This window comes from Streptosporangium sp. NPDC006930 (assembly GCF_040635605.1).
Lineage (GTDB): Bacteria > Actinomycetota > Actinomycetes > Streptosporangiales > Streptosporangiaceae > Streptosporangium.
In genome coordinates, this window is the sequence record NZ_JBEYID010000015.1 from 23710 (window position 1) to 35756 (window position 12047).

A 12047-nucleotide genomic window follows, 5' to 3' on the forward strand; every position below is an offset into this window, starting at 1 on the left:
GGGTATTCCGGTCGCGGGCCGGTCGGGAGCGGGCGCTCCAGCCGTCCTCACAGCTCGGGTGGAGTCTGCTCGCCCGCCCAGTCCAGGAGCCGCGCCGCGGTCTGGAAACGCCGGTCGCCGTTGGACTCGCCGAGGATGACGCCGATGAGCCGGTGGCCTTCGCGGTCGGCGGCGAAGGACAGGCAGTATCCGGCGGCGCTGGTGTAGCCGGTCTTCAGACCCATCACCCCGGGTGTCTTGCCGAGCAGCTTGTTGGAGTTGGTCCAGGTGTGCGCCCGATGCACCTTGGACTTCGCCACGAGGTGGCGCCTGGTGGACGCGATGATCCGCAGCACCGGGTCGCGCAGTGCGAGGTCGGCCAGCTTCGCCTGGTCCAGGGCGGTGGAGTGACCGGGCCCCGGCTTCGGCAGGCCGTCGGGGGTGGCGTAACGGGTGTCGACGAGCCCCATGGAGCGGGCCGTGGCGTTCATCTTCGCCACGAACCTCGTGGTGCCGGGCCCGTAGACGCGGGCCAGGGCGTGGGAGGCGTCCGCCCCCGAGGGGAGCATGACCGCGTAAAGCAGGTCCCTCACGGTGAGTCGCTCCCCGGCGCGCAGGGAGGCGTGGGTCGCGCCGTTCGCCGCCGCGTGCCGTACGTCCTCCGCCTGGACCGTGACGGTGTCGGTCAGCCGCGCCTCCCTGAGGACGACGTACGCCGTCATGATCTTGGTCAGGCTCGCCACCGGCATCCGCTTGCCCGCCTGCTTGCTCAGGTGGATCGTTCCGGTGCTCGCGTCGTACAGGTACGCGGCCCGTCCCGGCGCTGAGGGCGCTGAGGGCGCTGAGGCGCGCCGCTCCCCTGCGGGCGCGAAAGCGGGTGCGGCGGCGAAGGCGGAGGTGGGTGCGGCGGTGAGGGCGGGCGTGCGAAGCGTGGCCAACGGGGCGGACGCCGTGGATCCGGTGGCCAGGACGCGTGCCGAAGCCCCGCCGGGCGGCGCGGAGGTCGAGATCCCCCAGGCCGGGGCGGACACCGAAGACGTGGTGCCCAGGATGAGCGCGGTGACCAGCGCGGCGCGGGCCGTGCGGCCTGTTCCCCCGTGATGCATGCGAGCCATGCTGGCAGAGGCCACCGTCGATATACGGAAGTTGTCGGTTTGGCTATTGAAAAGTTGACATCTGTGGCGGGTGTTTCTCCAGCTCGCGGCGGGAGGCCCGGCGACGGCGCCAACGCACGAACCCGGCGACGAGCGCGACCGCCACCAGCGCGGCCAGGCCCGCGAGGAGCGGCGAGCGAGCGGCCAGCTCCAGCCACCCCCAGATCACCGAGTACAGACCGAAGGAGGTCACCGGCACCCAGGTCAGGCAGCCCAGCGCGCTCGCCACGACGTACCAGGGGTAGGAGATCCGCAGCACCCCGGCCACCCAGGGCAGCGTGTGGCGCAGGCCGGGCACCCAGAAGCAGCCGTAGACGGCGAGTGCGCCCCACTTCCTGACGACGTTCTCGACCCGGGTGATGTTCTCCTGGCCGATCTTGGCGCCCAGGCGCGAGGCGTAGAGCCTGGAGCCCAGGGCGTGGCCGATCCAGTAGTAGGCCTGGAACGCGCCGAACAGGGCGACGCCACCGATGATCACCCAGAGCCACAGGGGCATGCCCAGGAAGGACGCGGAGGTCGGGTCGGGGATGCCCGCCACAACAGGTCGCATTCCGAACATCACCGCCGCGGTCGTTCCAGCTGCCTTTACTTGATATTAGGGCAGGCTTACCTGAGCCGGCATGGCGGAGCCCTACTTGGGCGCACCCGCCGGCCTGTGGGTGCACCGGCTGCAAGCGGACGTCAACTCCAAGGCAAGAACCGTGGCGTACACCTTGGGGTAACGAAAGAGGTGTCTGTCATGAGTCCGCGTAGCAGTGTGGCACCGGTGGTGGCGAGTGGAGTCGCGAGCGCACTCAAGCTGCTCGTCGCCACCCTCGCCTTCGCTGGAGCCTACCTGGGGGTGGAGGCCGCGTACGGCACTCCGGCCCAGGTGACGGCCGGTGCGCCGGCGCAGGCGCAGGCGCCGGTGCGGACGGTGGAGCTGTCGTCGCGATCGATGCCCGCCACGGAGCGGGTCCCGGCCACCGTCGAGCGGGTCTCCGCCACGATCATGACGCCCGGTACGGTCACCGTCGGCGCGATCGACGCGCTCGGCCCCTGCGACAGGCCCTACCAGGCCCAGAGCCTCGTCGAGAACGACGACCCCCGGGCCACCGTCTCCTACGGCTGGCGCCTGGAGCGCTGGAGCCCGGGCGTCCGCCGCTGGCAGGCATACCTGGGCACCGGGTCCGGCTTCACCGGCGAGAGCCAGGTCGTCGAGTGGCAGCCCAGGGTCGTGAACAACCCCGGCTGGTACCGCGTCGTGCTGTCGGTCTCCGGCGAGGCCCCGCTGCGCAGCGAGAGGTTTCTCGTCAGCTGCTGATCCGTCCCGGGCCTCCCGTAGGGGAGCCGGTCTCGGAGAGGGAGCGGATCTCGGTGAAGGTTCCCGCCCTCGTGAGGCGTCAGCTGCCGAGTGAGCGCCGTGCCGCCTCCACCCACCGGCCCACGCCGACCCGTTCGGCCACCGCGAGGGCGTTCTCGTAGTGCGGCTTCACCGCGTCGGCGAAGCCCAGCCGCAGCGCCAGGTCACCCAGCGTCAGGGAGACCGGCCAGAGCGCGACCACCCCGGTTCCCGCGCCGGCGATCCGGTCGGCGAACGGCTTCAGCGTGTCGTACGCCTCGATCATCCGCTCCCGGTCGTCCAGCAGCATGCCCGCCAGGGCTCGCCAGATCATCGCCAGCTCGTAGAGGAAGTCGGGGCGCACGGGCGTCTTCACCGCGATGACCGCCCTGGCGTCGCGGTGGTGGCCCGCGGAGGCGAGAGCCACCGCGTAGGCGTCGAGGGTCCACTTGGCTCCGCGCTGGTGCGCCTCGGCGAGCGGCTCGACCATCTCGGCGGCCTGCCCGTTCACCAGGCGCAGGCAGAACGTGGTGATCAGCGGCAGGTCCTGGCGGCCCTCCAGCATCCCGGCCTTCGCGGTCAGCCGGGCGGCGTCGCGGTAGGCGCGCTCCGCCCCGGCGAAGTCACCGGCGATCATCAGGCGCTGCCCGGCGTACCAGGCGACCACGGAGGCGGGCGCGGACAGGCCGTACTGCCTGGCGAGCTTCTCGGCGGCGGCCACGTGCGCGTCGGCCTCGGCGAACGCGCCCGAGGCGGCGGCGCACTCCATCAGCACCAGGTGGGCGAGGGCCTGCACCGAGATCTGCCCGGTCGTCTTGCCGACCTCCAGCAGCTCCCTGCCGATGACCTCGCGCTCGCCCACGGGGGTGATGCCGTACGACTGGCGCAGCCGCCCGCTCAGCGCGGTCGCGAGCAGGGCGGGGTCACCGGAGCGACGGGCCAGCTCCTCGGCCTCCAGCGAGGCCTGCTCGCCCCGGGGGGTCGCCGAACCCTCCAGCTCCAGGGCGAGGGTGGCGAGCAGGCTCGCCCGCAGCGACTGCTCGCCGGCGGGCAGCTCGACGAGCGCCTGCTCGGCGACGTCGACGATCTCCCAGGCCGTACGGGTGAAGTCGCGGGCCATGCCCTTGTGCGGCACCGCGAGCGAGGCGGCCACCCGGGCGGTGAGCTCCAGGTTGCCCAGGGGCAGCGCCGCGTCCATCGCCTCGCGCCGCCGCCTGCGGGCCGCGGCCATGTCGCCGCAGAGCGCGAGGGCCTTGATCAGCCGCAGGGTGAGCAGCAGCCGCTCCCTGGTGCTGTCGGGAGTGTGGGCGACACCCGACCTGTCGAAGGCGGCGATGGCCTGCTCCCACAGGGTGGCCGCCTCGCGGTGGGCGAAGCGCCGCTCGGCCTGCTCGGCGGCGAGGCCCGCGTAGTGGACCGTCTTGCCGGCGGTCTCGCTGGTGCCCGCGGAGTGGTAGTGGTGGGCGAGCGCGGCCACATCGCCGGGGTTCCTGCGCTCGATCACCGAGGCGACCGCGGCGTGCAGCCGGGAGCGGCGCAGTCGGGAGGCGTCGGAGTACAGGGTGTCGCGGACCAGGTCGTGGTCGAAGCGGAGCATGCCGGGACCGGGCTCGGTGACCAGACCGGCGAGCAGCGCCGCCTCCACCGCGTCGACCACGGCGTCCTCGTCGCCCGAGACGTCGACGAGCACGTCCACGTCGACGTCGCGGCCGATCACCGCGGCCTGTAGCAGGATCTGCTGGGCGATCGCGGGCAGCCGGGAGACGCGCCTGCGCAGCACGTCGCGGACGCCGGAGGGCACACCGGAGATCACCTCGGCGGCCGTCGCGCGGTCGCTCACCGCCTCGGCGTCGAGCAGGCGCACCGTCTCGCGGACGAAGAAGGGGTTGCCGCCGGTGCGCTCGACGATGCTGCTGACCGCGTCCTCGTCGACCTCGCGCACGCAGGTCGCCCTGACCAGCTCGGCCACCGCCTTGGTGTCGAGTCCGGTGAGGCCGACCCGCACCGGACCGAGCCTGGCCAGCGCGGCCAGCACGTCGGCCTGCTGGTCGCTGAGCTCGCTGTCACGGCAGGTCACCACGAGCAGCACCCGGCTGGTGGCGAGCAGGCTCGGCAGCGCGCGGAGCAGCGCCAGCGTCTGGTCGTCGGCCCAGTGCAGGTCCTCCAGGGTGAGCAGGATCGGCGTCTCCTTGGCGACGGCGGCGAGATAGCCGCCCACCGCCCGGTGCAGCCGGAACCCGCCGGAAGCCTGGTCGTCGTCGGGCTCGGGGGCCGCGTCGTCGAGGAGCGGCGCCAGCAGCGAGGCGTACTCGCCGGGCCCGGCCGCGTTCACCAGGGTGCGCAGGATCTCCACCCAGGCCCAGCCGGGAGGCGTGGCGCTGCTGTCGGGGCAGGCGCCGGAGGAGATACCCCACCCGTCGTCGGAGAGCCGCCTTATGAGCTGGCGAACCAGGGTGGTCTTGCCCGCGCCCGCGTCGCCGCTGATCACCGCGACGGTGAAGCGGCCGGCTCTCGCCGCGGCGGTGGTGAGCCTGCCCAGCTCGGCGTCGCGGCCGACGAACGGCTCGGGCTCCAGCGGGGGAAGCTCCACCTGGGCCACCGTCGGCCTGGGCGGCCAGGTCTCCGCGGCCACCTGCTGGCGCTGCCTGGACGGCGCCGAGGGGGCGAGCTGCAGGCCGGGGTCCTGGGACAGGATGTCGGACTCCAGCTTGCGCAGCGCCGGGCCGGGGTCGATGCCCAGCTCGTCGGAGAGGATCGTGCGCGCTCGGCGCAGCGCCGCCAGCGCGTCACCCTGTCGTCCGCAGCGGTACAGGCCCAGGGCGAGCAGCCGCCAGCCCTCCTCGCGGAGCGGGTGCTCGGTGGTGAGCGTCTCCAGGTCGGGTACGGACTCCGCGGGCAGGCCCATCCGCAGGCCGCTGTCGGCGTGCCGCTCGCGGGCCACCAGGCGCAGCTCGGCGAGCCGGTTGACCTCGGCCTCGGCCCACGGCTGGTCGGCGAAGTCGGCGTAGGGAGTGCCTCGCCACAGGCCCAGGGCCTTCTCCAGGCGAGCCCGCGCGGCGGCGGGGTCGTCGCCCTCCAGGTGCTCTCCCGCGGTGCGGACCAGCGTCTCGAAACGCAGCGCGTCGACCTGGTCGGGAGCGGCGCGCAGCGCGTACCCCGAGGCCACGGTCACCAGCAGCCGGTTCGGCCCTCCGCGTGGACGTCCCGGCTCCAGCACCCTGCGCAGCCGGGAGATGTAAACCTGGAGCCCCGACTGGGCGCCCTTGGCCGCGTCGTCGTCCCACAGGTCGTACAGCAGGGAGTCGACGGGAACGACCTGCCCGCGCGCGACGAGCAGGCGCGCCAGGACCGCACGTTGACGGAGCCCGCCCAGGTCGAGCTCGTCTTCACCTGAATGCGCCTCGACCGGGCCGAGAACTCGGAACGCCACCATGTCAGCCGCCACGCTATGTGGGCCTTCCAATCGCATACAAGGTATTTCCCAATCTAGCGGCTGATCGACTCCTTTTCGGCGGCCGTCGCGGCGTTCTCACGCCTGCGCAGGAAGGTCCAGGCTCCCAGCGCCAGCCCGCCGAAGGGGATTTCGACAGTGTAGGTCCAGAACCCGAAAAGCAGGGCGGCGGCGGTGGCGGAGTCGAGGGGGGCGCCGAAGAAGACCAGCGCGCCGATGGTTCCGGCCTCCATTATCCCGGTACCGCTGGGGGTCACCAAGGCCGTGGTCAGGACCCTGGACAGGGCGAAGGCGGCGATCGACTGCGCCAGTCCGGGATAGGCGCCGGTCGCCTGCAGGCAGACGACGAGAATCAGCCACTGGAAACCCAGAAAGAAGATCATTCCCAGCGTGAGCCCGGCCCAGCGGTCCCTCACGATCTCGGAGGTGTCGGCCCGCAGCTTGGACAGCGCCTCGGAGGCGGAGTGCTCGCCGGGGCGGATCCGGCGGGGGAGCAGACGGGTGAGGGCGTCGAGGCCGCGACCCAGGACGTTCGCGGCGCGGTCCCAGTACAGGGCGACGGTCACCACGGCGACCAGGCCCAGGATGGAGAGCGCACCCACCCAGCCCGCCCTCGTCACCGTGGGGCTGAGCGACTGCCCGCTGAACAGCAGGGCGACGATGCCCGCCGCGGGCAGCAGGAAGCGGAACAGGGTGTTCCAGATGCCGGTGGTCAGCGTGGAGACCACGACCGCCCGCGCGGGAAACCCCCAGCCTCTGGTCATCGCGAACGTCATCGCCACCCCGGCCGCGCCGCCGAAGGGGAGCAGGTTGCTCACCGCGCTGCCGCCCGCGTTCAGCGTGAGGGCCTGCAGGTGGGTCAGTCCGGGAAGGGAGGCGGTGAGCACGAACGTGTAGGCGAGGAGGCTGAGCAACCAGACGACGGTCATCAGCGCGACCTCCCGCGGACCCAGCGCGGCGAACTGCGCGCCGATCTGCGCCCAGGAGACGTGCTTGCCCGTCAGGGCCGCCACGACCTGGGGCATGAAGAACACGAGCGTGGCGGCGAGTGCCAGCGACACGACCGACAGCCCGGCCTGGAACAACCTGCTCTTCATGCGACACGACCGCTCTTCGTTCGATATCCCCGACCAAGTCTGCCGCTACCGAACTCATCCTTTGGGAGGAACTTCGAAGGGGTGCCTCAGCCGGGAGCCCAGTGGGGCGTCCCTGCGGACATACCACTCGGTGCCGAAGACGAGGCGGTAAAGAGGCTGGGGGATCTTGAGCATCACCCCGAGGGTGCGGGTGTCGGCGCCGGTGGCCTGGGAGGCGTGGGCGGCCATGCTCGCCCGCTTCTGGCGGGCGAAGCGCCGCACGGAGACCCGGTGGGTGATCACCTCGCCGGGGGAGTAGGCCCGCTCGAAGGCCCGGATGTCGAGCTGCGGATAGAACCTCCTCGCGAGCCGCAGCCCCCGCATCAGGGGGTCGCGGTTGACGGTCGCCTCCAGCACGATCGGGGTCTTCGCGATCTCGGCCGCCCTGCCGCCGACCCGGTGCACCTGGACGTGGTCGGGGTGACCGTAGCCGCCCGCGGGGTCGTAGGTCGTCAGCAGGTCGGCCTTCTCCTCGGTGAGGATGGCGGCGAGCCGCCGGGCGGCCTCCTCGGCGTCGGCGTCGATGAAGGCGTCGTCCGGCCGGTCGTCGGCGATCCCGCCGCCGGGGGCGAGCCCGGAGTCGCCGTAGCCGAGGTTCACCACCCGGGCGCAGCCGAGTGCCGCGGCCGATTTGTACAGCTCGGCCATGCGGGCGGCGCCCAGCGCCTCACCGGGTTCGAGGTCGGCCTGGCCTCGCTCACCCGAGGTCGCCACCACGAGGACCACCCGGTGGCCCTCGGCGGCGAGCATCGCCATGGTGCCCGCGGTCAGCAGGGCCTCGTCGTCGGGATGGGCATGAAAGAACACTGCTGTCTTGACGCTGCTGATCAGGCTCACTCCGTTCGCGCGACGCGGATGCGCCCTCAGGGGCACGCAGGCATGATCTCACGCGGGTCTACGCTGGCACGGTGAGGATCCTCCACATCAGTGACTGTTACCTGCCGCGCCTCGGCGGGATCGAGGTGCAGGTCGCCGATCTGATCCGGACGCAGCGGGAGGCGGGCCACGACGTCGAGGTGGCGACCGCCACCCCGGGGGAGAGCCTTCCCGGGGTGCACAGGATCGTCGCGAGACTCCCCTTCGACCTGCCGGTCCACCCGTTCGGCACGGGACATCTGCTCCGCCTGATCAGAGCGCGGCGGCCCGATGTGGTGCACGTGCACACGGGGGCGGTCTCGCCGTTCGCCTGGATGGGCGTGCGGGCGGCGACCCGTGCGGGCCTGCCCGTGGTCGTCACCGTGCACAGCATGTGGGACCCGGTCACGCGGGCGCTCTACCGGGGGCTGCGGCTGCTGTTCGGATGGCACCGCTGGGGGTTGGTGGGCACCGCGGTGAGCGAGGCCGCGGCCCTGCCGATCCGCGCGGTGGCCGGGCCCGGCGTGCCGGTGCACGTGGTCTCCAACGGCCTGGACGTCTCCGGCTGGCGCTCGGCGCACCTTCCCCCGGCCCCCCCGGCCCCCCCGGCTTCCTCTGCCCCTCCGGCTTTCCATGCCTCCCCCGCCGACGACGTACGAGCCGCGGCCCCCGCGGGACACGTGCCGTCCGAGCCGGACATTGATCACGTACCGTCCGATCAGGAAGGCGGCCCGGTACAGCCGGTGCACGTCGTCGCGGTGGGGCGGCTCGCGCCCCGCAAGCAGCCGGTCCGGTTGCTGCGGCTCCTGCGGGAGGCCCGCGCCCAGGTGCCCGCCGAGACGCCGATGCGGGCGACCGTCGTCGGGGACGGTCCGGCCCGGTCGCAGATGGAGCGCTACCTGAGGGTGAACGGCATGACCGGCTGGGTCTCGCTCCCCGGCCGCTACAGCCGCGACCAGATCCGCGAGCTGCTCGCCTCGACGGACGTGTTCGTCGCCCCCGCGCCCCGTGAGTCCTTCGGGCTGGCGGCACTGGAGGCGAGAGCCGCGGGGGTGCCCGTGGTGGCGCGTGCGCAGAGCGGGGTGGCCGACTTCGTACGGCCGGGCAAGGAGGGACTTCTCGGGCGGACCTTCGACGACCTGGTCTCGTCGGTGGCGAGACTGGTCCGCGACCGCGAGTTGCGCGAGTCGATCGCGGCGAACAACCGGGAGACCGAGCCCGTCCGCAGTTCCTGGCCCGCGGTGCTCGAAGGCTTCGAACGCTGCTACCGGAATGCGGGCCAGTGCTCCGGCCTTCAGGCCGGAGGCGAAGGTCCGCGCGGGAGTGCCCGCTAGGGTGCGAGCGTGCCCTGACCTGAGCGGTTTCGCCGTCAGGTCAGGGGCGATGCGGTAATGTGTTCGAGTCGCCGCCGGACGGGCGGAGACGCTAAACGCCCGTGGAGACCCGGTAAGACCACCGCTCGCGGTGGCTCAGGTCGACGAAGCAGGAAGTCTCAGAGGTGCCGCGTGAACGCGCGGCGCGGGTTGAATCCCCGGCCTTCAGGCAGGGAGCGCGTCAAGAGCAGGCTCGCGTCGGCCGGACCTGAGAGCCGGGTCCCGCATGAGAGGGCCGGCGGACGGGAGACCGGGGCGAGGGCCGGTGTCCGGCGGGACGCCGTCGTGAGGCCGGGCGGCGGCCGGGTGGAAACGCGTGAGGCCCCTGCCGTGCGGTGGCAGGGGCCTTGCTGAAGATCGTCGGTACGGCCGCCGCGCCGCACTGCCCCCCGCAGGCGGAGCGGCGGCCGTACCCGGAGTGCCTCCTGTCGCCAGGAGGCACGGGTCCCTGGATCGTCCAGGAGGTCTAGGCGCAGGCCTCGGCGAGCTTGGTGCTCGCCTCCTGGGCCTTCGTCGCCAGCGACGTCGCGGCCGTCGCGGCCGCGGCCGGGTCGTTCGGGTCGATCTTGACCGACTCGAACGAGGTGGCGAGGTCGGTGAGGGCGGTGGCCACCTCACCGTCGGCGGTGGCCGCCAGCGCCTTGAGGTCGGCGGCGAGCTTGGCGGTGGCGTCGTTGAACTTGGTGAGATCGCCGGCGCTCGCCGTGGCGGCGGTGGTGAAGTCCGAGAAGGGCTTCGACCACGCGGCCTCCGTGCAGACCGCGCTGTTGGAGGACGACCCGCCGCAGGCGGCGGTCATCGATATGAGAGCGACTCCCGCTGCGGCGACGGCGAGGCGGCGGGAGGAGAGGGCGCGGAACATTTCTGCCTTTCATTACATTTCGTGACAGTTGGCACTGTAGGCAGGGTTCCTTGCGGATCACTTTCATGACACTTACAGGAGTGACTCCTGTGACCTGACGTGATTTTGCCCCCGTCGAGGGTAAGTGCGGGGCATGGCTGAGGCGATCGTCGATCCCGGTTCCGGTCAGCACTCGCTCAAGCGGGTCATCGGGCGCAGGGTTCTTCTTCTGTTCGTGGTGGGCGACATCCTCGGCGCCGGGATATACGCCCTGGTGGGGAAGGTCGCCGGCCATGTCGGCGGGGCGTTGTGGGTGCCCTTTCTCGTGGCCTTCGTGCTGGCGGCGCTGACGGCGACCGCCTACGCCGAACTTGTCGGCAAATATCCCCGGGCAGCCGGTGCCGCGCTTTATGCGAACAAAGCGTTCAACATTCCCTTTGTCACGTTCATTGTGGCGTTCGCGGTATTGATGAGCGGCATCACCTCCGCGAGCGCCGCCGCGCGGGCCTTCGGCGGCGACTACCTCGGGGAGTTCGTCACGCTGCCGGTCGTCGTCGGCGCGTTCATCTTCCTCGGCCTGATCACGCTGGTGAACTTCGCCGGAATCTCCGAGTCCATCAAGGTCAACGTGGTGCTCACGGTCATCGAGGCGTTCGGCCTGCTGGTGATCATCGCGATCGGGATCTTCGCCCTGCTGTCCGGCGACGGCGAACCGGCGCGGGCACTGGAGTTCCATCCGGCCAACGGCGCCTTCCTCGGGATCCTGGGCGGCACGGCCCTCGCCTTCTACGCGCTGCTCGGCTTCGAAGACTCGGTCAACCTCGCGGAGGAGGCCAAGGAGCCGCAGCGGAACTTTCCCCGCGCGCTCTTCGGCGGCCTGATCATCGCGGCGGTCATCTACCTGGGGGTCGCGTTCACGGCGACCATGCTGGTCGACACCAAAACGCTGATGGACTCGTCCGGTCCGCTGCTGGAGGTCGTCAAGGTCGCCGGGCTGGCGTTCCCGCCCAAGTTGTTCGCCCTCATCGCGCTGCTCGCGGTGGGCAACACCGCGCTGATCAACATGCTCATGGCCTCGCGCTTGGTCTACGGCATGGCGCGTGAGGGAATCGTGCCCAAGATCTTCGGGACGGTCCATTCGACGAGGTCCACCCCGTGGGTGGCGATCGTCTTCACCGTGGGTGTCGCGGCGGTGCTCGTCGCCACCGGTGACATGGGCGACCTGGCCGACACCACGGTGCTGCTGTTGCTGTGCGTCTTCGCGATCGTCAACGTGGCCGTGCTGGTCCTCCGTAAGGACCGTGTCGACCACGATCACTTCCGGGCGCCGAGCTGGATGCCCGCTCTGGGAGCGGTGGTCTGTCTCGTCCTGACGTTGCCGGTAACCGGCAGGGATGCGGACGTCTATCTCCGCGCGGGGGCCCTGCTCGTGATCGGTGTGGTCCTCTGGTTCGTCAACCGGTTGTTCCTGTCAGAAGGGCAGGGCCCGTCCTGAGGGGGTGCGGAGGTCCAGGGCGATGGGTTTCCGTGGCGGCCGGGGCTTTTGGAGGATAAGAACCTTTTTCATGTGATACTCCCTCTTTGTTGGAGTTTGAGAGAGACTACGTCAACTGACCGACTTTTTCACGGATTTTTTACCAAGCGCATGTTGATCCGTACCGGCAGGACGGGGTGCGAACGTGCCGGACGGCGTGGTCGTGCGGATGCGAGGGCCGGCAGGGGGAGGTCTGACGTTCGGTGTCCCGGCTGCGGCGTCGAGGGCTCTGTCGTGGCGTTTGGGAGGAATAGTCCGCCATGTCCGCAGACTAGGAGGCCCGTGTTTCCGGCAGGGACACCGTTTGTTCCAAGTTCGCGACCTCGGCGGCGACCTCAGGAGCGATGACGGTCCGGTGTCGGCGGCGGTGTCGGCGCTGTCGGCGGACTCAGGAATCCCGGAG

The 12047-nt window shown here is 71.3% G+C and carries 9 protein-coding genes; 3 read left to right on the top strand and 6 right to left on the bottom strand.

The window, feature by feature from the left end:
* Nucleotides 1-47: 47 nt before the first annotated feature.
* Together ABZ664_RS24755 and ABZ664_RS24760 are read right to left on the bottom strand one after the other, a co-directional pair.
* Complete coding sequence (locus ABZ664_RS24755) at nucleotides 48-1085, bottom strand: serine hydrolase (RefSeq protein ID WP_362514468.1); 1038 nt, start codon at nucleotides 1083-1085, stop codon at nucleotides 48-50.
* Nucleotides 1086-1137: 52 nt separating this feature from the next.
* Entirely contained in the window at nucleotides 1138-1683 is a 546-nt protein-coding gene (locus ABZ664_RS24760; RefSeq protein ID WP_350945273.1) for a VTT domain-containing protein, read from the bottom strand.
* Nucleotides 1684-1872: 189 nt separating this feature from the next.
* On the opposite strand from ABZ664_RS24760, the gene ABZ664_RS24765 reads away from it, so the two are divergent.
* Nucleotides 1873-2436 (top strand): hypothetical protein, encoded by a 564-nt coding sequence (locus ABZ664_RS24765; protein ID WP_362514474.1) that lies wholly within the window; start codon nucleotides 1873-1875, stop codon nucleotides 2434-2436.
* Nucleotides 2437-2515: 79 nt separating this feature from the next.
* Here ABZ664_RS24765 and ABZ664_RS24770 read toward each other — a convergent pair whose 3' ends face one another.
* The 3 genes from ABZ664_RS24770 to ABZ664_RS24780 are packed head-to-tail and all read right to left on the bottom strand — an operon-like array spanning nucleotide 2516 to nucleotide 7914.
* Nucleotides 2516-5887, bottom strand: coding sequence for a BTAD domain-containing putative transcriptional regulator (locus ABZ664_RS24770; RefSeq protein ID WP_362514477.1), 3372 nt, complete (start codon nucleotides 5885-5887; stop codon nucleotides 2516-2518).
* A 53-nt stretch (nucleotides 5888-5940) separates the two neighbouring features.
* A complete protein-coding gene (locus ABZ664_RS24775) occupies nucleotides 5941-7002 on the bottom strand; it encodes a lysylphosphatidylglycerol synthase transmembrane domain-containing protein (protein WP_362514482.1) in 1062 nt (353 codons plus the stop codon).
* A 54-nt stretch (nucleotides 7003-7056) separates the two neighbouring features.
* Nucleotides 7057-7914 carry a PIG-L family deacetylase gene (locus tag ABZ664_RS24780; RefSeq protein ID WP_362514486.1) on the bottom strand — a complete coding sequence of 286 codons (858 nt, stop codon included), beginning with the start codon at nucleotides 7912-7914 and terminating at the stop codon, nucleotides 7057-7059.
* Between the two features lie 35 nt (nucleotides 7915-7949).
* Here ABZ664_RS24780 and ABZ664_RS24785 point away from each other — a divergent pair, with 35 nt between their 5' ends.
* A complete protein-coding gene (locus tag ABZ664_RS24785; RefSeq protein WP_362514489.1) occupies nucleotides 7950-9230 on the top strand; it encodes a glycosyltransferase family 4 protein in 1281 nt (426 codons plus the stop codon).
* Nucleotides 9231-9735: 505 nt separating this feature from the next.
* Here ABZ664_RS24785 and ABZ664_RS24790 read toward each other — a convergent pair.
* On the bottom strand, nucleotides 9736-10131 hold the full coding sequence (locus ABZ664_RS24790; RefSeq protein ID WP_362514492.1) for a hypothetical protein: 396 nt from the start codon (nucleotides 10129-10131) through the stop codon (nucleotides 9736-9738).
* A gap of 133 nt (nucleotides 10132-10264) precedes the next feature.
* Between ABZ664_RS24790 and ABZ664_RS24795 the strand changes: the two genes are divergently transcribed.
* Nucleotides 10265-11605 (top strand): APC family permease, encoded by a 1341-nt coding sequence (locus ABZ664_RS24795; protein ID WP_362514494.1) that lies wholly within the window; start codon nucleotides 10265-10267, stop codon nucleotides 11603-11605.
* The last annotated feature ends 442 nt before the right edge of the window (nucleotides 11606-12047 follow it).

Excerpts from the sequence above, each read along its gene's own strand:
- ABZ664_RS24755 (WP_362514468.1), bottom strand. The coding sequence starts at position 1,085 with ATGCATCACGGGGGAACAGGCCGCACGGCCCGCGCCGCGCTGGTCACC.
- ABZ664_RS24770 (WP_362514477.1), bottom strand. The coding sequence starts at position 5,887 with ATGGTGGCGTTCCGAGTTCTCGGCCCGGTCGAGGCGCATTCAGGTGAA.
- ABZ664_RS24795 (WP_362514494.1), top strand. The coding sequence starts at position 10,265 with ATGGCTGAGGCGATCGTCGATCCCGGTTCCGGTCAGCACTCGCTCAAG.
- ABZ664_RS24775 (WP_362514482.1), bottom strand. The coding sequence starts at position 7,002 with ATGAAGAGCAGGTTGTTCCAGGCCGGGCTGTCGGTCGTGTCGCTGGCA.
- ABZ664_RS24765 (WP_362514474.1), top strand. The coding sequence starts at position 1,873 with ATGAGTCCGCGTAGCAGTGTGGCACCGGTGGTGGCGAGTGGAGTCGCG.
- ABZ664_RS24790 (WP_362514492.1), bottom strand. The coding sequence starts at position 10,131 with ATGTTCCGCGCCCTCTCCTCCCGCCGCCTCGCCGTCGCCGCAGCGGGA.
- ABZ664_RS24760 (WP_350945273.1), bottom strand. The coding sequence starts at position 1,683 with ATGCGACCTGTTGTGGCGGGCATCCCCGACCCGACCTCCGCGTCCTTC.